The sequence below is a fragment of the Nocardia pseudobrasiliensis NBRC 108224 genome, assembly GCF_001613105.1.
GTDB lineage: Bacteria > Actinomycetota > Actinomycetes > Mycobacteriales > Mycobacteriaceae > Nocardia > Nocardia pseudobrasiliensis.
The window spans coordinates 199875-220662 of the sequence record NZ_BDBS01000022.1 but is presented as its reverse complement, the minus strand read 5'-3'; the positions used below and the strand labels follow the sequence as shown (position 1 = coordinate 220662).

General features: G+C 68.1%; 24 protein-coding genes. 8 read left to right on the top strand and 16 right to left on the bottom strand.

The annotated features are described in order from the left end of the window. Positions 1–21 precede the first annotated feature (21 nt). Both NP4_RS18635 and NP4_RS18630 read right to left on the bottom strand, forming a co-directional pair. Positions 22–333, bottom strand: a complete 312-nt coding sequence (locus NP4_RS18635) for an excalibur calcium-binding domain-containing protein (RefSeq protein WP_067999382.1) — start codon at positions 331–333, stop codon at positions 22–24. 134 nt (positions 334–467) lie between these two features. Continuing rightward, entirely contained in the window at positions 468–1445 is a 978-nt protein-coding gene (locus NP4_RS18630; RefSeq protein WP_067999440.1) for a pirin family protein, read from the bottom strand. A gap of 60 nt (positions 1446–1505) precedes the next feature. Here NP4_RS18630 and NP4_RS18625 point away from each other — a divergent pair, with 60 nt between their 5' ends. Next, the gene (locus NP4_RS18625) at positions 1506–1973 is read left to right on the top strand and encodes a MarR family winged helix-turn-helix transcriptional regulator (RefSeq protein WP_067999380.1); all 468 of its coding nucleotides are present in this window, start codon (positions 1506–1508) and stop codon (positions 1971–1973) included. 3 nt (positions 1974–1976) lie between these two features. Here NP4_RS18625 and NP4_RS18620 read toward each other — a convergent pair whose 3' ends face one another. The 5 genes from NP4_RS18620 to NP4_RS18600 all read right to left on the bottom strand — a co-directional run bounded on the left by NP4_RS18620 (position 1977) and on the right by NP4_RS18600 (position 7602). Beyond that, entirely contained in the window at positions 1977–2984 is a 1008-nt protein-coding gene (locus NP4_RS18620) for a crotonase/enoyl-CoA hydratase family protein (RefSeq protein ID WP_067999378.1), read from the bottom strand. A 19-nt stretch (positions 2985–3003) separates the two neighbouring features. Further along, positions 3004–5253: an ATP-binding protein gene (locus tag NP4_RS18615; RefSeq protein ID WP_169813763.1), complete on the bottom strand. Its 2250-nt coding sequence runs from the start codon at positions 5251–5253 to the stop codon at positions 3004–3006. Between the two features lie 203 nt (positions 5254–5456). Next, the gene (locus tag NP4_RS18610) at positions 5457–5780 is read right to left on the bottom strand and encodes a hypothetical protein (RefSeq protein WP_067999376.1); all 324 of its coding nucleotides are present in this window, start codon (positions 5778–5780) and stop codon (positions 5457–5459) included. Next, positions 5777–6445, bottom strand: a complete 669-nt coding sequence (locus NP4_RS18605) for a response regulator (RefSeq protein ID WP_245998494.1) — start codon at positions 6443–6445, stop codon at positions 5777–5779. Before NP4_RS18605 ends, NP4_RS18610 begins: the two co-directional genes overlap by 4 nt. Beyond that, a complete protein-coding gene (locus NP4_RS18600) occupies positions 6442–7602 on the bottom strand; it encodes a sensor histidine kinase (protein WP_067999370.1) in 1161 nt (386 codons plus the stop codon). Before NP4_RS18600 ends, NP4_RS18605 begins: the two co-directional genes overlap by 4 nt. 192 nt (positions 7603–7794) lie before the next feature. Between NP4_RS18600 and NP4_RS18595 the strand changes: the two genes are divergently transcribed. Next, complete coding sequence (locus NP4_RS18595; RefSeq protein WP_067999368.1) at positions 7795–8487, top strand: VC0807 family protein; 693 nt, start codon at positions 7795–7797, stop codon at positions 8485–8487. On the opposite strand, the gene NP4_RS18590 is transcribed toward NP4_RS18595, so the two are convergent. After that, positions 8488–8940: a MarR family winged helix-turn-helix transcriptional regulator gene (locus tag NP4_RS18590; protein WP_067999366.1), complete on the bottom strand. Its 453-nt coding sequence runs from the start codon at positions 8938–8940 to the stop codon at positions 8488–8490. Between the two features lie 80 nt (positions 8941–9020). On the opposite strand from NP4_RS18590, the gene NP4_RS18585 reads away from it, so the two are divergent. Then, the gene (locus NP4_RS18585; RefSeq protein ID WP_067999364.1) at positions 9021–9395 is read left to right on the top strand and encodes a cupin domain-containing protein; all 375 of its coding nucleotides are present in this window, start codon (positions 9021–9023) and stop codon (positions 9393–9395) included. A 78-nt stretch (positions 9396–9473) separates the two neighbouring features. Then, entirely contained in the window at positions 9474–11534 is a 2061-nt protein-coding gene (locus NP4_RS18580; protein ID WP_082875983.1) for a CocE/NonD family hydrolase, read from the top strand. Here NP4_RS18580 and NP4_RS18575 read toward each other — a convergent pair. Beyond that, complete coding sequence (locus NP4_RS18575; RefSeq protein ID WP_067999436.1) at positions 11491–12147, bottom strand: TetR/AcrR family transcriptional regulator; 657 nt, start codon at positions 12145–12147, stop codon at positions 11491–11493. The genes NP4_RS18580 and NP4_RS18575 overlap by 44 nt on opposite strands. 169 nt (positions 12148–12316) lie before the next feature. Between NP4_RS18575 and NP4_RS40995 the strand changes: the two genes are divergently transcribed. The 3 genes from NP4_RS40995 to NP4_RS18565 all read left to right on the top strand — a co-directional run bounded on the left by NP4_RS40995 (position 12317) and on the right by NP4_RS18565 (position 14194). Beyond that, positions 12317–12457, top strand: a complete 141-nt coding sequence (locus tag NP4_RS40995) for a hypothetical protein (RefSeq protein ID WP_156524922.1) — start codon at positions 12317–12319, stop codon at positions 12455–12457. Between the two features lie 12 nt (positions 12458–12469). Continuing rightward, positions 12470–13288 carry a class I SAM-dependent methyltransferase gene (locus NP4_RS18570; protein WP_067999360.1) on the top strand — a complete coding sequence of 273 codons (819 nt, stop codon included), beginning with the start codon at positions 12470–12472 and terminating at the stop codon, positions 13286–13288. A 96-nt stretch (positions 13289–13384) separates the two neighbouring features. Then, positions 13385–14194, top strand: coding sequence for an SAM-dependent methyltransferase (locus tag NP4_RS18565; protein WP_067999358.1), 810 nt, complete (start codon positions 13385–13387; stop codon positions 14192–14194). A gap of 5 nt (positions 14195–14199) precedes the next feature. On the opposite strand, the gene NP4_RS18560 is transcribed toward NP4_RS18565, so the two are convergent. Both NP4_RS18560 and NP4_RS18555 read right to left on the bottom strand, forming a co-directional pair. After that, positions 14200–14865 (bottom strand): VC0807 family protein, encoded by a 666-nt coding sequence (locus NP4_RS18560; RefSeq protein WP_067999356.1) that lies wholly within the window; start codon positions 14863–14865, stop codon positions 14200–14202. After that, positions 14862–15497, bottom strand: a complete 636-nt coding sequence (locus NP4_RS18555; RefSeq protein WP_067999353.1) for a TetR family transcriptional regulator — start codon at positions 15495–15497, stop codon at positions 14862–14864. The genes NP4_RS18560 and NP4_RS18555 overlap by 4 nt, the downstream gene beginning before the upstream one ends. Before the next feature lie 92 nt (positions 15498–15589). Here NP4_RS18555 and NP4_RS18550 point away from each other — a divergent pair, with 92 nt between their 5' ends. Beyond that, positions 15590–16918 (top strand): hypothetical protein, encoded by a 1329-nt coding sequence (locus tag NP4_RS18550; protein ID WP_211335956.1) that lies wholly within the window; start codon positions 15590–15592, stop codon positions 16916–16918. A 4-nt stretch (positions 16919–16922) separates the two neighbouring features. On the opposite strand, the gene NP4_RS18545 is transcribed toward NP4_RS18550, so the two are convergent. Genes NP4_RS18545 through NP4_RS18525 form a run of 5 tightly spaced genes read right to left on the bottom strand, consistent with a single transcriptional unit; the run spans position 16923 to position 20724 of the window. Further along, positions 16923–17132 carry a CDGSH iron-sulfur domain-containing protein gene (locus tag NP4_RS18545; RefSeq protein ID WP_067999348.1) on the bottom strand — a complete coding sequence of 70 codons (210 nt, stop codon included), beginning with the start codon at positions 17130–17132 and terminating at the stop codon, positions 16923–16925. Further along, entirely contained in the window at positions 17110–17763 is a 654-nt protein-coding gene (locus NP4_RS18540; protein WP_067999346.1) for a HemK2/MTQ2 family protein methyltransferase, read from the bottom strand. The genes NP4_RS18545 and NP4_RS18540 overlap by 23 nt, the downstream gene beginning before the upstream one ends. Beyond that, positions 17763–18785 carry an iron-containing redox enzyme family protein gene (locus NP4_RS18535; RefSeq protein ID WP_067999344.1) on the bottom strand — a complete coding sequence of 341 codons (1023 nt, stop codon included), beginning with the start codon at positions 18783–18785 and terminating at the stop codon, positions 17763–17765. Before NP4_RS18535 ends, NP4_RS18540 begins: the two co-directional genes overlap by 1 nt. Then, positions 18782–19273 carry a CinA family protein gene (locus tag NP4_RS18530; protein ID WP_067999341.1) on the bottom strand — a complete coding sequence of 164 codons (492 nt, stop codon included), beginning with the start codon at positions 19271–19273 and terminating at the stop codon, positions 18782–18784. Before NP4_RS18530 ends, NP4_RS18535 begins: the two co-directional genes overlap by 4 nt. Beyond that, entirely contained in the window at positions 19270–20724 is a 1455-nt protein-coding gene (locus NP4_RS18525) for an aminotransferase class I/II-fold pyridoxal phosphate-dependent enzyme (RefSeq protein WP_067999434.1), read from the bottom strand. The genes NP4_RS18530 and NP4_RS18525 overlap by 4 nt, the downstream gene beginning before the upstream one ends. Positions 20725–20788 lie beyond the last annotated feature (64 nt).

Here is a 20788-nt window from a genome sequence, read left to right as displayed (position 1 = left end):
GGTGTTTTGTTTTCGGATCAATCAGACCGTGGGGCAGGCCATTCCGGTGTTGTCCGGGTCGAGGTGCGGCGAGTAGCCGGCCTGACCCTTGAACAGCGGCGCTACGCCGGCTGCCCGGGCCGCATCGCAGTCCTTGTAGGTCGGGCCGCCCGCCGAACCGGTCTGGGCCAGGCCACCCGATCCGGTGGCGCCGATGACATCGTCGACACCCGACGATCCGGTACCCGCCGAACCCGTGGGAATGAAGGGGTCGGCCATGGCCGAGGGAGCGAGCGGGGCGGCGAGGGTGATCAATCCCGCGCTCACGGTCACGATGAGCCTGCGAACGTTCATGTAGTCCTCGTTGTCTGCTGCGATATGTGCATTGCGGTCCGCCCGACACTCCCCGCGGTGAACACGGGCCGGGAACCGCGCGCTCTACCTTTCTGATGGGAGGTGCCGTTGTCAACCGGACGGCCGATCCTCGCTTATTCTCCCAGGCGTTTCCCAGTGAGATGCTCGGCCGGAACGCGCCCCATTCGTCCGGCTTCGAAATCCTCGATGGCCTCGATGATTTCGTGTCGGGAGTTCATGACGAACGGGCCGTACTGCACGACCGGTTCGCGAATCGGCCGGCCGCCCAACAGCAGAACTTCGAATTCACCGGTGGGCGTGTCCTGATGTTCGTCCGCGGTCACGGTGATCGCCTCGCCGTGCCCGAATACCGCGAGCTGTCCCGCGTGTACGGGCCTGCCCTCCGCACCGACGGTCCCGCTGCCGGACAGTACGTACACCATCGCCGAGAAGCCCTGCGGCCACGGCATTTCCAGCCGCCCGCCCGGGCTGATCGAGGCGTGCGCGTAGGCGATGGGCGTATAGGTCGAGCCCGGTCCGGTGAAACCGCCCAGTTCGCCCGCGATGATGCGCACCAGCGCGCCGCCGTCGTGCGAGCTGACCAGGGTCAGCTCCGACGAGCGCAGATCCTGATAACGCGGTGGGGCCATCTTCTTCTCGCGCGGCAGATTCACCCACAGCTGGATGCCGTGGAACAGCCCGCCCGAGATCACCAATTCCTCGGCGGGCAGCTCATCGTGCAGGATGCCGGACCCGGCGGTCATCCATTGCGTATCGCCCTCGCTGATCGTGCCGCCGCCGCCATTGGAATCGTGGTGGACCATGGTGCCGTCGAGCATGTAGGTGACGGTTTCGAAGCCGCGGTGCGGATGCCACGGCGCGCCCTTGGCCGCATAGGGCTCATAGGCCACCGGGCCCATCTGATCGAGCAGGATGAACGGATCGGCCGAGCGCAGTTCGAGGCTGGGGAAGGGCCGGTGCACCTCGAAGCCCGCGCCCTCGCGCTGGGTGGTCGCGGTGACGACGCCGACCACCGGCCGCTGCCGCTCGGTCCGGTCCGGGCGGGGCAGTCGGGGCAGCACCAGGATGTTGTCGACGGTGATGGCGGGCATCGGGACTCCTCGGTCGCGTTTGGTGTCCATGTCAACCAAACTCCGATTAGGATAATTCCCATGGTGCGATGGCTCAGCGACGATGAACAGGCGACCTGGTCGGCGTTCATCCGCATGCGACAGCGGCTGGACGCGGCCATGGCCGCCGGACTGGCCCGCGACGGGCTGTCGATGCCGGATTACGAGATCCTGGTGGCCCTGTCGGCCGCACCCGGCGACTGTCTGCGCGCCAAGGATCTGGCCGCGGAGATCTGCTGGGACAAAAGTCGGCTGTCGAAACATGTGGCTCGGATGGATTCTCGCGGCCTGGTCGGTCGCAGCCCGGCCGCCGACGATGCGCGCGGCATCGTCGTCCGGCTGACCGAACGGGGTCGGCGCGCCCTCGAGGAGGCCGCGCCCAACCATGTGGAATTGGTGCGTCGGCTGTTCATGGACGTGCTCACCGACGCCGAGGCCGAGGCCGTGCGGTCCCTCGCCGACAAGGTCGTGACCGAGGCGGAGCGCAGCGCCGAGATCGACGCGGCCTGAGGATCAGCGCTTCCAGTCGCCGAAGGGTTCGTCGCGCTCGCGGACGGCCTCGCGGAAACCGACTGTCGCGGAGCGTAATTGGAAGGCGTAACCCTCGCGGGTGTGACGGGAGACGCCGTCGAAGACGGTGCTGATCATGCCGGAGTTGGCCACGCCCTGGGCCAGCAGGGTGCTGTTGAGGGCGAGTTTGGCCATGATGAGCTGGTTGATCGGCATGCGGGCGATGCGCTCGAGCAGTTGTTCGGTGCGCTCGTCGAGTTCGTCGGCGGGCCAGGATTCCACGGCCAGACCCCATTCGGCGGCCTGTTTGCCGTCGAGGCAGTCACCGGTGAACAGCAGCCGCTTGGCGCGCTGATCGCCGAGGCGGTGGGCCCACATTCCGGCCGCGGGGATGCCCCAGACCCGGGTGGGCGGGTAGCCGATCTTGGTGTCGTCGGCGCAGATGATCTGATCGGCGAACAGCGCGATATCGCTGCCGCCCGCGACGGCGAACCCGTGCAGTTTGGCGACGGTCGGCTTGTTGGCGTGCAGCAGGCTCGCGAAACCGCGGTTGAACCGGCTCATCATCTGGTAGTCGACCATGGGATCCCAAGTGCCCCAAGGATTGTGGTTGCGCGCCTGCGCCGCGGAATCGAGTACCGTCCCGGTCCTCGGCTGGGCCGAATCGGCCGGTGCGAAACCGCCCTCGGCGAAGATCGACAGATCGTAGCCGCCGCAGAAGCCCTTACCCCGCCCGGACACCACGATCACGTGCACGCGCGGATCGATATCGGCCCGCTCGACGGCATGGGCCAACTCGATCGGTGTATCGGCGGTGATGGCATTGCCCTGTTCGGGCCGGTTGAAGGTGATCCGCGCGATGCGCCCGGTCACCTCGTAGGTCAGGGTGCGGTAGGAGGTCTGGTCCTCGGGCGCCGGACAGTCGGCGAACAGGGAATCCGCACCGGCGGTGGAATCGTCCCGCCACGCTGCGGGCCGGGTTCCGGAGTGGTGTTCGAAATCGGGCGACACCCAAGAAGTGAACCCCGGTTCATTTCTTGTTGTCAAGGGTATGGGCGAGTTGCCCCAGGGCGTCGTGGACCCGTGCGACGTCGGCGGCGCGGTCCTGGTCCAGATACAGCGAGAGTGCTTGCTGCCAGGCCTGTTCTGCCTCGAGGGTGCGGCCGATGGCCTGGCAGGCCTGCGCCAGATGATCGAGGGTGTCGGCCTCGTTGTAGACGTCGCCGAGTTCACGGCAGAGATCGCGGGCCTGGCGATGGCAGTCGGCGGCCTGCTCGTACTCGCCGACGTGGCGGTGGATATAGCCCAGACTGTCCAGCGCCGCGGCCTCGCCGTGCTTGTCGCGCAGACCGCGGAACAGCTCCAGGGCCTCCGCGCAATGTCGGCGGGACTGCTCGTACTCGCCCATTCGCGCTGTGTCCCAACCGAGCCCGTTGAGGGCGTGGGCCAGCAGCATCGGATTGTCCAGCGTCTTCGCCAGGCGTACTGCATGGGCCGAATGCTCGCGCGCTCGCGGTTCGTCCTCGCAGGCCATCGCGAAGTAGAAGTGGGTGTAGGCCTGACTGCTGACATCGCCGATGCTTTCGGCCGCATCGAGGGCGCGTTCGAGATAGTGCACGGCCTCCTCGCGCCGGTCGGCCACGGCATGCGCGCGGCCGAGGTAGCGCAGGGCCTGGGTCTGCGCGCTCATATCGTTCGCCTGTTCGGCCGCGGTGAGCGCGGCCTGCCAGACCTCCAGGTCGTAGCCGCTGCCGCCCAGCCGCCACACCACCGTGTGCAGCACCCAGGCCAGCTGGCCGACCTGGGCGTGCCACCCCTCATCGGCCGCGAGGTGCTGGACCGCGACCAGATTCGACCGTTCGGTGGTGAGCCAGGCCCAGGCCGACGGCTCGTCGTCCCAGGATCGAGGTCGGCTGCCGTCGACAGGGTCTCGCAGCGGGACGGGATCGCGCTGCGGGTTGACCTTGCGATCCGCGGTGTAGGCGGTGTGCAGATAGTGATCGACCAGCCGGCGCAACGCCGCCTGTCGCTGCGGGCGCGCCACCTCGCGCGCCTGGTCGGCGGCGAACAGCTTGACCAGGTCGTGCATTCGATAGCGCTCGGGAACCGCCTGGCGGACAAGGGAAATCCGCTCCAGCTCAGCGAGGGCCCGCCGGACTTCGGGCTCGGGTAGATCCGTCAGAACCGCGGCCGCGGCCAGGCCGATCTCCGGACCGGGCGCCAGCCCGAGCAGTGCGAACGTCTCGGCCTGTCGCGGGCTCAACGCGGAGTGCGTCCAGGACAGCGCGGCCCGCACGTTCGCGGCCGTTTCCCCCGCGTCCAGCGCATCGATCCGAGAGCTCGCGTCGCGCAACTCCGCGACCAACCGGGCCAACGAGGTATCCGGCTGCAGTGCCGCCCGCGCCGCCACCACCGCCAGGGCCAGCGGCAGCCCGGCACAGTAGCCGAGCAATTCCGCGGCCGCGTCCGGTTCGGCGGCCAGTCGATCGTGGCCCAGCCGCGCGGCCATCAGTTCCCGTGCCTGCGTCTCGTCGAGCACATCGAGCACGATCGGGTGCGCGCCGTGCGCGGTGACCAGTCCGGCGAGCCGGTCCCGGCTGGTGACGACGGCCGTGCACGCCGATCCACCGGGCAGCAGCGGGGCGGCCTGCTCGCTGTCGCGGGCATTGTCCAGCACGATCAGCATTCGCTTGTCCGCGACCAGGGTTCGGTACAGCGCGGTCTGGGCATCCAGATCGGCGGGGATCTTCGCGGGTTCGACGCCGAGCGCGTCGAGGAATCCGCGCAGCGCGTGGGTCGACGGTACGGGCCGGCCCTTCGGCGAGAAGCCGCGCAGGTCCACGAACAACTGTCCGTCGGGGAATTCCGCCAGATGTTCGTGCGCCCACTGCAGTGCGAGCCATGTCTTGCCGATCCCGCCGCCGCCGCTGACGGCCGACACCACCACGGTCGCACCGCCGGTGCGCACGCTCAGCGCGTTCAGCTCGTCGGTTCGGCCGACGAAAACCTGTGGTAGAGCGGGTAATTGCTGCGGCACCGGCCGCAGCGGTCCCTCGGTGGCGCCCACGGCCGAGGCGAGCAGCTCGTCGCGCGCGGCCGGTGGCAGCCGCAGCGCGTCGGCGAGCAGTCGCACGGTCTCCACGCGGGGATTGGTGTTCGCATCGGTTTCGAATCTGCGGATCGTGCGCACGCTGACCCCCGCGCGCTCGGCCAATTGCTCCTGCGTCATACCCGCCCGCAAGCGTGCTCGCTGCAGTAGTGCGCCGAACAGGTCTGCCATCCGATTTCCTTCCCCGCCCGGATGTCGTCTCGAAATCCGGACTCTAGCGCGGCAACCGGACATATATGGCCGCCGCCCTGACCTGTTCCGGAAGCCGATCTTGACGGAGTATCGAGACGCCGATGCGGCGGCACATGTTTCGGGCAGCGCGCCGATCTCCACGGTTGGAGGGGAGAGATCGGGGCGCCGCTCGGGCGTACGACCTAGTCGCCTTCTTCCCAGGGTTTGACCGGGGGTTTGATCCAGAGGATCTTCTCGTCGGGGTGTTCTCGTCGGGCGCCGGGGTGATTCGGGTGCCGGGTGGCCCAGGCGTCCTTCTCGTCGAGCAGGGCCGCGACCTGTTTCCAGGTCTCCTCGGTACTCGGTGGGTTGGTGTCGGCGGCGCGGGCCAGTTTGCGCAGTGCGGCGGGGGTGAGGGTGAGCAGTTCGGGGCCGGTGACTGCGCGGTGCCAGAGGTAGGCGGCCAGGCGGCGGGCCTTTTCGGCGCGGCCCTTCGAGGCGTGGTCGGTGTGGGCGTAGTCGGTCATGGTTCGGCCAGACCGTGGCGGTAGGCGTAGCGGACGGCGTCGGTGCGGTTGCGGGCGCCGATTTTGGCGAAGGCGTTGTTGATATGGGTTTTGACGGTGGTTTCCGAGATGAACAGGGCGGCGGCGATTTCGGGGTTGCTCAGGCCGCGGCCGATCAGGCCGATCACCTCCGCCTCGCGGGTGGTGAGGCCGTCGGGTTTGGCGTCGGGGCGTGGGCGTTCGGGGCGACTCAGCGCGGCCACCAGGCGCTGGGAAACCGTGGCGTCGAAGGTGGACTGGCCCGCGGCGGCGGCCCGGATCGCGTTGCCGATCTCCACCCGCCCGGCGTCCTTGGTCAGATAGCCGCGCGCACCGGCCTGCAGGGCGCGCACGATCGACTCGTCGTCGGAATAGGTGGTGAGAACCAGAACCGCTGTGTCGGAATGGTTTTCGGAGATTATGCGGGTGGCCTCGACACCGTCGAGGATCGGCATGCGCAGATCCATCAGTACGACGTCGGGCGTCAGCTCGGTCACCGCGCGCACGGCCTGTTCGCCGTCGCCGACCGCGCCGACCACGCTCACCCCGTCGATCAGATCGAGCAGCGCGACCAGGCCCTCGCGCATGACCTGCTGATCGTCGACCACGAGCACCCGGGTGGGCGCGCCGGTGGTCTGTTCGCTCACTCGGGAACCTCCACCGTCACCAGCCATCCACGACCGTCCTGTCCCGGCCCGGCGGACAGGCTGCCGCCGGCCAGTGCGATGCGTTCGCGCATCCCCGTCAAACCGTACCCGCCCTCGGGGTGCGAATTTCCGTTCCGTGCCGCGGGATTGCTCACCAGCAGCCGGACCCGGTCGGTGTCGAAGGTGAGCACGATCGAGACCGGTGCGCCCGGTGCGTGTTTGCTCGCATTGGTCAGCGCCTCGCGCGCCGCGCCCAGCAGGGAGACCGCGGCCGCGGAATCCATCGCGCGCGGGACGCCGGTGACCTGACAGTCGACGGTCATGTGATGGTCGCGGCGATAACCGTCGACCAGACCGCGCAGCGCCTCGTCCAGCGGCGGAATATCGTTGCGCAGCGCGGCCACCGCCGCACGGGCCTCGGTCATGCCGTTGGCGGCCAGCCGTCGCGAGCGCCGGACCCGCGACAGCGCACCCGACAGATCGCCCTTCTCGCTGAGCAATCCCTCGGCCACATCGAGCTGCACGGCCAGCGCGCCGAGGGAGTGGGCGAGCACGTCGTGTAACTCGCGGGCGATGCGGGCGCGTTCGTCCAGCGCCGCGGCGCGGGCCTGTTCGTGCTGGGCGCGGCGGGTCTGTTCGAGCAGCAGCGCGGTTTCGTCCACGCGCATCCGGTATTGGCGGCGGTACAGGCCCAGCAGCATCAGGACGCACAGAATCGCCAGGTTGATCGCCAGATCGTCGGTCGAGCTCCGGGTGAGGTAGGTGCTGACCGTCATTGTCACGCCGTCGGCCACGGTGACCGCGAGGATCACCAGTGCGCTGGGCACGAGTTGCTGGCTCAGGATGCTGAGCGAGGCGCAGGCCAGAAACAGCGGGGCCGTATCGGTGGCCGGGGGCACGATGGCCGCGCTGATCAGCGTGGCGGCGATCAATCCGGCCATCGCCAGGCGCGGGCGTCGGACCGCGAGAACCGCGTAGGCGACGAATCCGAGGTAGGCGACGACCGACACCACCCACATCCACACCGGAACGGGCCGGGAGTGGTTGTACACCAGATTCACCGCCAGCAGCGAGGTGCTGATCATCCGCATGAGCGGACTGGTCTCCGGGTCGTCGCCGATCAGTCGCCGGCCGACGCCGAGCAGCCGCTGCCGCATGATCCTCCCTCGGGGTGTACGCATCCTGCGGGCATTCTCGTCCCAGGTGGTTCGTTGCGCAGACCATCCGGGGGTGGAGATCCGGGGTGGAGATCGCGTCACCGAGTTCCACTCCCGCGCCGACGCGGGGGAGGCGGGGCGGTCGATAGCGTTCGAAACGAACCGATTCCCGCTCCTCCGGAAGGACCTCCGATGTCCGAGATCTCCCTGTCGCCAACCGAACTCGATCATCCCGCCGCCGGTCGCTCCGGCGCGGGCCGGATCTCGCCCAAGGTGCGCAACCTGTCCTCGCTCGCCCTGGATATCGGACTGTCGCCCGCCGCCTACTACCTGCTCTCGGCGTGGGGGTGGAACGACCGCGGGGCGCTGCTGGGGTCCACGGTGGTCGCGGGGCTCTGGGCGATCGGCTCGGCGGTGGCGCGGCGGCGGGTGGACGGCCTCGCGGTGCTGATGGTGGCGCTCAACGGGCTCGGTCTGGTGCTGGCGACGCTGAGCGACGATCCGCGACTGATGCTGGCCAAGGATCCGGCCTTCTCGGGTCTGATCTGTCTGGTGATGCTGGGCAGCCTGATCGTCGGCCGTCCGGTCATGTTCGGGATCTCGCGGCGATTCCAGGCCGCCGAGGCCGAGGATACGCGGCGGTGGAATCTGTTGTGGAACACAGATTCCGAGGTGCGGCGGTCGTTCACCGTCTCGACTGCGGTGTGGGCGGCCGGACTCGGCCTCGATGCCGTGGTGCGGTTGATGATCATCGTGACGCTGCCGGTGCCGGTGGCCGTCGGACTCATGAATCCGGTCCAGTGGGCCGTGATCGCAATGCTTTTCGCCTACACCATGCACGCTCGTCGCCGCATCGACCTCGGCGCGCGGCTGCGGGCGCTGTGACTACCAGGCCGACGGCCGCACCCGGCCCGGCCGCACGACCTGGGCCAGTGCGTCGCGCACCTCGGAAAGGGTTGTGATACCGAGCCTTTCGGCCCATTGGGCGGTGAACCCGGCAACAGCCGCATCGGCGGCCCGGGTCGCCGCCCAGCCGCGTTCGGTGAGGGTGATCAGCCGGGCGCGGGCATCGTGCGGATGCGGATTGCGTTGGGCGTAGCCCTTGTTCACCAATTCCTCCACCAGTTGGCTGGCCGCCTGCTTGGTGACTCCGAGATGTTCGGCGATCTCGCCGACCGTCGCGCCGTCGGGGGCCATACGCACGAATGCGAAACCGTGGCTGGGCCGCACATCGGCGAATCCGGCCGCCACCACCCCGGCGTGTACGGCATCGGTCACCTCCGCGGCGGCGGCCAGCAGTAGCAGCGGCAGATCCTGGGCGGGAGTGCGGGCAGGCATGTATGCATCTTGGCACTTGACAAAGAAGTCAAGCTGCTTGACTATATAGTCAAGCAGCTTGTCCAATGAGGAGTTACCCGATGCCCGTGATCCGCGCCGACCAGGCCCAGGTCCACCAGATGCACAACGCGCGTTTCATCTCCTATGTCCGCCCCGAGGTCGGCAGTGCCGACATCTGCCAGTGGCGGGTGGAGATCGATGCCGAAACCACCGGTCAGGAGCACCGCCTGCTCCGCGAGGAGACCTTCGTAATGCTCGACGGCACAGCGATTTTGACCATTGACGGCGAATCCGCGACCCTCGCCCCCGGCGATGCCGCGCTGGCACCCGCGGGCGTCACGATCAGATTGGACAATCCCGGTTCGGGCCCGGCGGCCCTGCTGGTGACCGCCCCGGTCGGCTTCGCCGCAGAACTGGCCGACGGCACCCGGATCAGCCCGCCCTGGGTGAATTGAGCGCGCTTGACAATCTGATAAGATCACTTACCGTATTCGCCAAGCTCCTTCCGCGGAACTCGGACAAGGCGGTCCAGAATGCGTGCTCGGCAACTCTCTGTTTCGATGGCGGCGTTCGTCGCGCTGACGCTGTTCGCGAGTCCGCCGTCCGCCGTCGCCGACGAGGATGGCGGGGTGCCGATCTCGTCGGTCGACGCGCGCACCGGACTGCCGCCCGGCTGGCGGCCGGGACCGGAGATCTACGGGGTCGGGGAAACCGAGAGTGTCGAAATCCCGATGTCCGACGGCACGGTGCTGCGCGCGAATGTGCGCTATCCGACCGCGGCCGACGGAACGCCCGCGCCCGGCCCGTTCCCGATCATGTTGACCCAGACCGCCTATGGCAAGGATTCCGCCGGGCTGATGCGCCTGCTGTCCTACGACGGCATCGGCCCCGCGCTGCGCCAGGCACTGCCGAGCGTGATCCAGGTGGCCGAGCAGATCGCCGACGCGGCGGGTTACGGCGATTACTTCGTGCGCCGCGGCTACATCACCGCTGTGGTCGATCTGCGCGGCACCGGTTCGTCGGAGGGGCACTGGAGTGTGCTGCAACCGCAGGAACGCGAGGACTCCAAGCGCGTGATCAGTTGGGCGGCAGGGCTTCCCAACTCGACCGGTGAGATCGGGCTGTGGGGGCTGTCGTATCTGGGAATGAGCGAGCTGATGACCGCCGGGGTGCTGGAGCCGGGCTCGCCGGTCAAGGCGCTGTTCCCGCTCATGCCCGGTAACAACGCCTATCTCGATCTGATCAACCACGACGGATTCGTCAATGTGTCGTTCGTGTGGTCGGTGCTCTGGGTGCCGATGACCATACTGCCGCAACTGGATCCGATCCTCGGCCTGTACGCCCGCCCGGATCGGCTGCTGAAAACCTTCGGCGACCACCTGCTCACCCACCTGCGGCCCGACGGCACCTGGCCCTCGATTCTCAATGCCCTGTTCGACGGCGACCGGGCCTACAACGGTCCGTACTGGGGGGACCGGTCCATCGACAATGTCATCGAAAATATTGCGGCCAACGATATTCCGACCTATCTGATCGGCGGCCAGAACGATCTGCTGCAGGACGGCACCCCGCGCACCTTCGCCGCCCTGCAGAACGCCTACGCCCATCGCCCGCACACCGGACCCATGCCGCCCGACGCGACCGGCAGCGGTCGATTCCAAATGCTGTACGGCCCCTGGTTCCACATCCAACCCGGCGTGGGGCGCAATGCCGATCTGGATATGCATGCCATCGAATTGGCCTGGTTCGACCGCTGGTTGAAGAACGACCGCAACGGCATCGATGAGACGGCCACGCCGCTGCACGCGATCGACTCGAACGGCAACCTGATCGAGAGCGCGACCTATCCGCTGGCGGCCGCGCCGGGTCGCGATCTGTACCTCGGCGACGGCGTCCTGACCGCGGACCGCACGACCGCGCCTGCGGGCTCCGATCGAATCGCGTTCTCGCCCTTGAATACCGGAACCATCTGCAACCGGTCGTTCTCGCAGAACTTCTCCGGGGTCTATCAGTTGCTGGCCAGTCTGCTCGGCGTGGACGATCCCTGCGCGGATTTCCCGCCGCAACCGGATATTCCAGGGCTGGTGCACAATCCGTCCTACGCCACCGAACCGTTCACCGAGCCGACCGTCCTCGCGGGTCCGATCGGGGCAACCCTGTACGCGAGCTCGGATCGCCCGGCGGCGGCGTTCAGCGTGACCGTGCAGGACATCGCGCCCGACGGATCCGCGACCGCGCTGACCGACGGGCAGCTCGCGGGAAACTTCCGCGCCCTCGACCCATCGCGCAGCTGGCGCACCCCGGACGGCAGCCTGATCGGGCCGTTCCACCCCGACACCAGAGAATCGCTGCTACCGGTCGTGCCGGGCGCGGTGACCGAATACAACGTCAAGGTGCGGCCCGCGTTCCACGTCTTCGAACCGGGGCACCGGCTACAGATCACGATCGCCTCGGGCGACGCGCCGACCCACATCCTGGGTCCGAAGGACTATCCCGCGCTGCTCGGCGGGACGGTCGAGGTGCGGCGCACGGCCGAACACCCCTCCTTCGTCACCGTGCCGCTGGCCCCGGCGCAACCTCGATCCCGCCCCTGACCAGTGCGGTCAACTCGAAGCAGATCTCGTCGAGGGTCGGGGCCCGCTCGGAGTCTCGGGCGAGTTCCTGGGCCAGGGAGTTGACCGCGCCGATGGTCGCGAGGGCGAACAGCCGATAGTCGCGCGGGCGGGCCTCGCCGCGTTCGACCGCCCGCTCGGCCTGCGTGCGCAGCAGCGCGCCCATCCGCTCGCGCCACTCGTGCCGCCACGCCTCGACCGCATCGCTGACCCCGACCACCTCGACGTAGCAGATCCGGGCCGAATAGGTGGTCTCGCAGGTCACCGCCAGATATGCCCGGAACCCGCGGGCGATCCGCTCCGCGACGGGCAGTTCGGCCGTCTCCTCGACCACGGTCAGCGCGGCCGCGGCCGCCCGCCCGGTGATCTCGTCGGCGAGGGCGATCAGCAGATTCTCCTGACTGCCCATCTCGTCGTAGAAGCTGCGCGTGGAAATGCTTGCCGCCGAGCACAGTTGCTCGATCGAGGTCCCGGTGTAGCCCTGTGCGCCGTACAGCTCGAGCGCCGCCTCCAACAGACGCGCCCGCCGCTGTCCGGCCCGCTCCTCCGCGCTGCGGCCGCCGTAGTGCCGCTGCGACTTGGTGCCATCGGTCATGATCGCGAATTGTTCCATACCGCATGTTCTCTGCTACCGTCGCTGTCGACGACTTATCGTGGGCCACGGCCGCGCCGATCAGTTCCCCTGTGCTCCATGGCATTCGGGAGCCAGCCGTCGCAAACATCCCTCGCGAGGTGTGCTCGGCATCCTCTCCATCGGTTTCTTCATGTCCCTGCTCGACGGGACGGTTGTCACCATCGCGATCCCCACCCTGATCGGCGGGCTGGACGCGTCCTACGAAAAGGTGCTGGGTGTGGCGGGCGGTCGGTTGTGCGCTGTTCGAGGGTCGTGGGGTGGAGGTCGATAAGACAATGGCCTCATGACGGGGTTGGTGTTGACGGCGCGGCGGCGCGGTGAGTTGGCGGAACTGCTCGGTGACGAGCAGCGGTTGCGGGCGCGGTATCCGCGGGTGGCGGAATATCTCGACGCGGCCGCGCGGCTGCCCGGGACCGGGGATGAACAGGTCGACGCCGCGTTCGATCTGCGGTTGACGCACTATCTGACCGGTGGTGCGTCGCCGTCGGGAAATCCCTACTGGGACATTGTCGAACCGGCCGTGCGCACCCGCGAGGGTCGCCGGATGATCGACGGCGGACGAGACAGCGGCAGCGCGCGGCTGGGGTACGCGGAGACGATTCTGCAGGCGCACTACGCCTACGCGGTGCCGTCTCCGCAGACATTGCGGTGGATCGCGCGCTTCGCCGACGGCCGGACCGTGGTGGAACTCGGGGCCGGTCGCGGGTACTGGGCGCGGCTGCTCGCCGGGGCGGGCGTGTCGGTGGCCGCGTTCGACTCCCATCCGCCGGACCGGGGTACGAACGCCTCGTTTCCCGGGCGCGAGATCTGGTATCCCGTAGGCGATCTCGATGCCTACGCCGCGACGCCCAAGGCCGATCGGGTGCTGCTGCTGTGCTGGCCGCCGGGTTGGGGCGATCTGATGGCCTCGCGGGCGCTCGAGGAATTCGAGAAAGGTGGCGGCGATCGGCTGGTGTTCATCGGCGAACCGCGCGGCGGCAAGACCGGGATTCAGGCGTTCTTCGATCGACTCGACGCGATGTGGCGACTGGAATCGGAGGACCCGCAACACGTTTCGTGGTGGAACCTGAGCGACGGCGCGCAGGCGTGGAGCCGCCGCTGAGCCATCGATAGCCTTGCCGCATAACGCCTTTCGCAACCGGCGGGTAGCCGTTCCGGACGGTACAGTTGCTACGGCAAGGCGGAGAAAGGCTGCGACATGGGTTCCCGGTACGGGCTGGACGAGACCATCGATATGGACACGCCCAATATCGCCCGGATGTACGACTATGTGCTCGGCGGTGGCGCCAATTTCGAGATCGACCGGGAGGCCGCCGAGGCGATCCCGGAGGGCATGCCGGGCAGCAGATTCTGGGCCCGATCCAATCGCGGCTTCGTCGGCCGGGCGGTCGCGGCGCTGTGCGAGATGGGGATCGATCAGTTCCTCGATCTCGGCTCGGGCGCACCGACGGTCGGCAATCCGCACGAGATCGCCCTGCGACACAATCCGCATGCGCGGATCGCCTATGTGGAACGCGAGCGGGTGGCGGTCGAATACGCCCAGAAGGCGCTCGAGGGCCATCCGCAGGTCTCGATGACCTGGGCCGATCTGCGCGATATCGATAGCGTGCTGAGCGCGCCCAGCGTGACCGATCTGATCGACTTCGGCCGCCCGGTAGCGATTCTCGCGATGGCGGTGCTGGATCTGCTCGAGGATATCGACCCCGCGCTGCTGATCGCCGCCTACCGCGACGCGTGCCCGCCGGGCAGCGCGCTGGGCCTGTCGCATGCGGTCGCCTTCACCCTCAGCCTCGAGGAACAGGAGCGGGTGCTGTCGGTGATGCGGCGGACCAACACCCCGGGCGCGGCCTTCAAGACCACCGACGATGTGGCCGAGCTGCTGCGCGGTTACACCGTGCTGCAGCCGGGCATCGTGGCGCTGGATCTGTGGCGGCCGGAGAATCCGGTGGACGAGGCGACCGCCCTGCGCGCGAATTACGTTGGCGCCGTGGGACTCAAGGAGTCCTGAGCGACTCAGACCTTCAGACCGTTGCGGCCGACGTAGACGGTGTGGAAACCCAGCAGCGCGGCGAGGACCGCCAGCCACTGCAGGGTGCTGATCAGCGGCACCGAATCGACCGGCAGCGTGTAGGCGAGCACGACGCGGACCACCGCGTCCAGGGCGAAGGCCGACCCCCACACCGCGGTCAGAACACGCAGGTGGTAACGGAAGCGGGAGTCGTTGTCCCAGCGGGCATCCCACTGCCGATAGCCCTCCTCGCCGATCTTCACCGTCACGATCGTGCGGGCCATGATGCGCATGAACGGCTGCCGGGTGAACAGCGTGCCCAGGATCCACAGGCCGAGTACGCCGCCCAGCCAGCTGTCACGGACCAGCAGTGTGCGGGGATCGCCGGTCACCAGCGACATGATCGTGCCCAGCACGATGATGGTGAGGGTGAAGATCGCGAGCACGTCGACGCGGCGCTGACGAATCGCGGTGTAGACGATGAACGGCACGGTGAGCAGGGCGGGGACGATCAGGGCCAGCCAAGGGTTCACCCCGGCGGCGCGCAATGCGTAGTAGCCGCCCAGCGGCAGCGCCAGTTCGACGATCAATTGGCGGATGATGTGACGGCGCAGCGCGGCGTTCTTCTGCCGGGTGCTGCGATCGGTGGCGATTGCCTGCTGCTGGTTCATGATTCGGCTCCGGTGCTACGGGTGGCGCGGTCGAAGAGGTCGGCCAGCTCACGAGCGCAGGCCGCGGTGTCGAATTCGGGGTCGCTCGCAGCGCGGGCGATGGCGGCGTCGAGTGCGCCGCGCATGGCCATCACCATGATCGCGGGGTCGAATTCGCGAAATACCCCGGCCCGCTGCGCTTCTCGAATCCGGTCCTCCTGGACGCGGGCGAATTCGGCCAGTTGTTCGGCGAGTCCGAACTGCTCCCGGTCGCCGGGGTCGGAGTGGGTGAGGATGCTCGACAGCGCCCGCATATGGGTCGGATATTCATCGAGCAGGGCCAGATTCGCCGCGAAGTGGGCGCGCAGCCGACCCCGGTAGTCGGACTCCTCGCCAAGTCGGTCGCTCACGAAAGTGAGTGCCACGCGCATGATCTCGCCGATGATCTCGCGGATCAGATCCTGTTTGCCGCGGAAGTGATACGAGATCATGCCGGTGCTGCTCAGCCCCGCCTGCTTGGCGATGCGGGCGAAGGAAGCATTCGAATAGCCGTGCTCGGCGACCACCTCGATCGCGGCATCGACGATCTGCGCGCGCCGGGCGGTCTCGGTGACGGTGCGCTCTTGCTTGTCCGAGCGACTTTTTGCTTGCATGAGCAAACGGTAGCGCGGTTTGCTCGACCGAGCAAGTCCTCGCATCGATCGGTATGCTCGAAACACCTACGCGCGCAAAGGGGGTGGTGCCCGTGCCGGGACATCCGTGGTTCGGTGACCAGCAGTTGGCGGCCGCGCCCGCGCCGCCGGAGACGATTCGGCGACTGCTGCGCCACGAGATCCGCGATATCGGCTATCCGTATCAGCCGCTGCTGCCCGCCGCGCCGATCGCCCTGCCGCGCGCCTCCTACGCCGAATTGTTCCGTGTCAGTGCGGCCCTGCTGGATCTGGTGCGCCGCACCGCCCTCGAGACCGCCGCCACCAGTGCCGGGAGACTGGCCGCGTACGCCATGCCCGACAGCGAGAATCAGCTGTTCGTGGCGGATCGGTTCATCGAGGAGCGCTATGCCGACAGCGTGGCGCGGCCCGATGTGGTGATCGGCCCGGACGGGCTGAAGTTCCTGGAGTTCAACGTCAGTGGCGCGCTCGGCGGCGTGGTGGAGGCACACTGCCGCCAGGAGGTATGGCGCATGCTGTACGCCTCCGACACCGGCCGATTGCCGTTCCACTACCGCAGCCCGCTGGCCGTGCGCATGGACATGTTCCGAGACCTGTGCGCGGAACTGGCCGTCGCGCCCCGGATCGCCGTCGTGGGCAGTGCGCGCGATCAGGGCGGCGAGCGCCGATATTTCGACCTCGAGATCGACTACTTCAACAATCACGGAATGACCGCGCGCTTCTTCGAACCCGAGGAGTTGCACGAGGCCTGGGATTGTTCGCCGCGGCTGCGCTATCCGCTGGGGTTGCGCAATTTCACCATCCCGGACTGGCTCGAACTCGATATCGACACCGCACCCGTGCAGGCCGCGCTGGATCACGGCTGCCTGCTCGTCGGGACCCAGACCTCGACCTTCCTGTCCAGCAAGCTGACCATGGGCCTGCTGTCGGAGGGCCGTCCCTGGATGAGCGCGGCCGATCGCGCCCTGGTCGACCGCTACCTGCCGTGGACCCGAGTCCTGTCCGACCGTCGCACCACTCGCGGCGATGCGAAGGTCGATCTGCTGCGCTTCGTGGTCGAGAACCGGGAGCTGCTGGTACTCAAGGAAAGTCTCGGCATGAGCGGCAAGGAGGTCATCATCGGCCGCGAAACCGCCCAGCCCGCATGGGAATCGGCCGTCGCCGCCGCCGCGTCGGGCGCGAGCATTGTCCAGGACTACATCGAACCCCACACCTGCCGCCTGCCCATCCTCGCCGATTCCGACGACTCGCCGCACGAGGTCGACATCGCCCCGGTCCTCGGGCCCGTGCTGCTCGGCGGGCGTCCGGCGGGTGTGTTCAGCCGCTTCTTCGGCGACGGCCGGTCCGGAATCGTGAGCGTGCTCGGACAGGGCAGTTCGGACAACTGCGCGGTCGCGGTGTGAGGGTTCAGTCCGGTTCGCGGCGGCGTCTGCGGTGGCTGGTGTCGCAGAGCGGATAGTTCTTCGAGCGGCGGCACAGGCAGATGGCCACCTGGAATCGGTCCGAGCAGATGGTCCGCCCGTCCGCGGTCACGAGTTCGACCGGACCCTCGATCAGGGCGGGCCCGTCGGTGGTGAAGACGATGCGGCGTCGGTCAGGCGCGGGTTCGGTCGGCACGGATCACCACCAGGTCTTCCCGGTTCTGGTCGGAGGCGATGTAGCCCGCGGCGGCCAGCCACGCGGCGCGCTCGCGCAGGACCGGGCCGAACGGGATCTGACTGCGGGCCACGACGGCCGCCTTGAGGCGTTGATCGCGCAGCAGGCCGACGGTTCGGTCGGGGTCGGCCAGCGTCGAATGCACGATCAGCGCGACGCCCTGGGCGCTGAGCAGTCGCGGCAGCCGCGTGCACAGCCGGTCGAGTATCTCCCGGCCCGTGGGCCCGGCATTCCACGCCCGCGCGGAACCGCGGGTGTGCGTGCCGGGCGGAGTCGGGACATAGGGCGGATTGGCCAATACGACATCGAATCGGCGGTCGCCGAGGACGGCCTCGAAATCACCGCGCAGCAATTCGATTCCGAGGCCGCGGCAGCGGGAGTTCAGCCAGGCCGACGCGACCGCCGCGCGGGAGATGTCCACCGCGGTCACCTCGGCGGCCCCGGCCCGCGCCGCCGCGATGGCCAGCGCGCCCGAGCCGGTACAGATATCGAGCACCCGGCCGCCACGATGGATGCGGGCGCCGTCGAAGGCTCGCTTCAGCAACCATGTGTCGGCCTCGGGCCGGTAGACGCCTGGGGCGCAGAACAACATCACGAAACCCGATTTGCACCGGAATCGCACTTCAATCCTGTTCGGAGAGAAGAATTTCCGCGATGCCAGTGACCGAGGACGTCGGCGGCGAACCGGTCTTCCAGCAACCCGGTCGCCTGGATGCCGAAGACGATGTCGGCGGCCGCGCTCGGATCCTCGGCCACCAGATTGCCGATCACATCGGTGCGCATGACCTGTTCGTGGACCGCGTCCGCCTCCACATGTTCGCGGTAGAACAGCAGACAGCGCGGATCCGGGCACAGTCGTTCCAGCGCCTCGACCATGCGCCGCGCGCCGGGCGGCGAGGTGATCTCGACGGTGGCGAAATGGCCGACCAGGGCATTGCGCCGGACCCGGTGCAGGCCGAACAGCGAGATCATGTTCAGCACCGAGAACATCGGTGCCGGAATGACATCGAGGTAGTGCAGGTACTCCGGATTCAGGTCGGCCCCGGCCAGCAGATCCGCGTACAGGCGGGCGTGCACACGTTCGCCGCGGCCGCCGCCGAATTCGTCGAATTCCACCGCCACCAGTGATGCCTTGGCCTGCCCGGTCAGTCGGGGGATCGCCCAGGCGTACGGATCGGCCTCCTTGTGGTGATACAGCGATCGGTGCACGAAATACTCACGCAGCTGCCACAATTCGCCGTCGGTGCGCAGAAATTCGCTGAGGCCGCTGGGCGGCATCGGCTCGATCAGCAACTGCTCGAGTTCGGCGTCCAGATCGTCGCCGCCCGCGACATCGGCGCGCAGGGCGGCCAGAAACGGGGCCTCGAGGGTGGCGCGCCAGCGCAGCAGGTCGGGATCCCATTCCCAGCCGGGATCCACCGATTCGAAACCACGATAGTGCAATTCGTAGCAGGTGTGCAGCGCCAGCTGTAGATCCTCGCCGTAGGGATCGGCATTCGCCGTGTGCGGGAAGGGTTTTCCGGGTTCGCCGCGCAGGCGCTCGATCAGCATCGCCGACAGCTCGCCGCGGGGTGCGGGCAGCGTCGGGGTCTGTGCGTTGGTGGCCATGGTCATGTCGTCGCCATACCTCCGGATATCGCGTCGCGATGTCGCGTGCACGCCTGCCACAGCAGCTCCAAGGCGTATTCTCCGGTCCGGGCGACGATTTCGGGCGGTTCTCCGGAGAACTGGCGGTGCACGGTCTCGAGTTCGGACTCGGAGGCGACCGCGAACCACACCGAACCGGGCGGCTCATCGCCCTGGGGATCCGGTCCGCCCACTCCGGTGACCGCGACGGCGATATCGGCGCGCAGCAGCGCGCGGACGCCGGCGGCCATGGCCTCGGCCGTTTCCCGACATACCGGTGGGCGGTCCGGCACCCCGAGCACGAGCCGTTTCACCTCGGTCGAATAGGCCACGACTCCGCCGCGGAACCATTCGCTGGACTTCGGCGCCGCGCCCAGGACGGTCGAGATCCGGCCCGAGGTCAGCGATTCCGCGACCGCGACCGACAGGCCCGAGGTTCCGATCCGCTCCGCGAGCCGATCCTCCGCGGCGGTCATGACGCCACGACCCGGAGGGTTTTCAGCGTCGGATCCACCGGATCGGGGACGTTCATCCCGTCCCGCACACCGGTGCGCAGATATTCGACGACCGCCTCGTTGATCAGTTCGCCGGGCACCATGACCGGAATGCCGGGCGGATACGGGGTGACCTGTTCGGCCGCGATCCGGCCCGGCGCCCGCTCGATCGGTACGGATTCGCACGGACCGAAGAACGCGTCGCGCGGGCGCTGTACGGATTCCAATTGCAGCTCGTCCGGCGCGGGTAGTCGAATATTGTGTGGCGCTGGGTCTTTCGACTGTTCGCGCCAGGCGCTGACGCCCTTGACCAGCATGTCGATCGTATCCTTGTCGTCGGCCATCGACAGCGTCGCGAGGACGCGGCGGTGGTCGCTGTGGCCCATATCGATGCGGCGATGCTCCCGCAGCCAGTCCGCGACCTCGTAACCCGTTGCGCCCGTGGCCGATACGTCCATCAGCACCTGCAGCCGGTCCAGATCGTGCGAGGCCTCGACGCCGAGCAGTTCCCGCTCCATCACGGTGATGTCGGGAATGCGCGCCAGCTCCGAGCGAGCCCGATCGGTCGTGGCCAGTGCGGCATCGAGCAATTCGCGCCCGTGCTCGACCATCTGGCGACGCCAGCCGTCCATCGCCGCGTACAGCAGGACATTCGGGCTGGTGGTCATCAGCAGATCGGCGCACAGCTTCAGCCGCCCACGGTCGACCAGATCGCCCTGCACATGGAAGACCGAACCCTGTTCGAAACCCGCGCCCATCTTGTGCACACTCACCACGCAGATATCCGCGCCCGCGTCCATCGCCCAGGTGGGCAACCGGGGATGGAACGGCAGATGCGCGCCCCACGCCTCATCGATGATCAGCGGCTTACCGCGCTCGTGACAGATCTCCGCGATGCTGCCGATATCGGCGCAGGTGCCGTAGGGACTGGGACTGACAATCAACGCACCGGCCGCATCGGGATGGCGTTCCCAGGCCGCCCGCACCTGGTCCGGGGACGGCGGATGCGAAAAATGCCGGTCCGCGTCCCATCTCGGCGTCACCCAGTACGGGCGCACCCCGGAGAACACCAGTCCGGCGACGATCGATTTGTGACTGTCGCGGCCCAGGATCAGCCCGCCGTCGCCCCCGGCCACCGCCAGCATCGCGGCCTTCACCGGCAGCGAACTGCCGCAGGTGGAGAAGAACGCGGTCTCCGCGCCGACGGCATCGGCCATGAGCTCCTCGGCATCGCCGAGCAGATGGCCGCGCGCCAGCCGGTCGTCGAGTCCGGGCCCGGCCAGCACGTCATGGCTCAGCGCTCCGCCCAGTTCGTCGCGGACTCGCGGATCGGCTCCTCGCCCCTGGCGGTGTCCGGGCGGGGTGAAGCCATAACGGTCCAACCGCTGATACTCGGCCAGCGCGTCCAGCATCGGTGCTCGTGAATGGTCCATCGCCGATCGCATACCCGATCAGCGCGACAGCACACCTCGGGTAATCCGGCCGGTCGGGGGTAGG

Coding starts and splice junctions, on each gene's coding strand:
- NP4_RS18635 (WP_067999382.1), bottom strand. CDS start 333: ATGAACGTTCGCAGGCTCATCGTGACCGTGAGCGCGGGATTGATCACC.
- NP4_RS18630 (WP_067999440.1), bottom strand. CDS start 1,445: ATGCCCGCCATCACCGTCGACAACATCCTGGTGCTGCCCCGACTGCCC.
- NP4_RS18625 (WP_067999380.1), top strand. CDS start 1,506: ATGGTGCGATGGCTCAGCGACGATGAACAGGCGACCTGGTCGGCGTTC.
- NP4_RS18615 (WP_169813763.1), bottom strand. CDS start 5,253: ATGGCAGACCTGTTCGGCGCACTACTGCAGCGAGCACGCTTGCGGGCG.
- NP4_RS18610 (WP_067999376.1), bottom strand. CDS start 5,780: ATGACCGACTACGCCCACACCGACCACGCCTCGAAGGGCCGCGCCGAA.
- NP4_RS18600 (WP_067999370.1), bottom strand. CDS start 7,602: ATGCGGCAGCGGCTGCTCGGCGTCGGCCGGCGACTGATCGGCGACGAC.
- NP4_RS18595 (WP_067999368.1), top strand. CDS start 7,795: ATGTCCGAGATCTCCCTGTCGCCAACCGAACTCGATCATCCCGCCGCC.
- NP4_RS18590 (WP_067999366.1), bottom strand. CDS start 8,940: ATGCCTGCCCGCACTCCCGCCCAGGATCTGCCGCTGCTACTGCTGGCC.
- NP4_RS18585 (WP_067999364.1), top strand. CDS start 9,021: ATGCCCGTGATCCGCGCCGACCAGGCCCAGGTCCACCAGATGCACAAC.
- NP4_RS18580 (WP_082875983.1), top strand. CDS start 9,474: ATGCGTGCTCGGCAACTCTCTGTTTCGATGGCGGCGTTCGTCGCGCTG.
- NP4_RS18575 (WP_067999436.1), bottom strand. CDS start 12,147: ATGACCGATGGCACCAAGTCGCAGCGGCACTACGGCGGCCGCAGCGCG.
- NP4_RS40995 (WP_156524922.1), top strand. CDS start 12,317: ATGTCCCTGCTCGACGGGACGGTTGTCACCATCGCGATCCCCACCCTG.
- NP4_RS18570 (WP_067999360.1), top strand. CDS start 12,470: ATGACGGGGTTGGTGTTGACGGCGCGGCGGCGCGGTGAGTTGGCGGAA.
- NP4_RS18565 (WP_067999358.1), top strand. CDS start 13,385: ATGGGTTCCCGGTACGGGCTGGACGAGACCATCGATATGGACACGCCC.
- NP4_RS18560 (WP_067999356.1), bottom strand. CDS start 14,865: ATGAACCAGCAGCAGGCAATCGCCACCGATCGCAGCACCCGGCAGAAG.
- NP4_RS18555 (WP_067999353.1), bottom strand. CDS start 15,497: ATGCAAGCAAAAAGTCGCTCGGACAAGCAAGAGCGCACCGTCACCGAG.
- NP4_RS18540 (WP_067999346.1), bottom strand. CDS start 17,763: ATGTTGTTCTGCGCCCCAGGCGTCTACCGGCCCGAGGCCGACACATGG.
- NP4_RS18535 (WP_067999344.1), bottom strand. CDS start 18,785: ATGACCATGGCCACCAACGCACAGACCCCGACGCTGCCCGCACCCCGC.
- NP4_RS18530 (WP_067999341.1), bottom strand. CDS start 19,273: ATGACCGCCGCGGAGGATCGGCTCGCGGAGCGGATCGGAACCTCGGGC.
- NP4_RS18525 (WP_067999434.1), bottom strand. CDS start 20,724: ATGGACCATTCACGAGCACCGATGCTGGACGCGCTGGCCGAGTATCAG.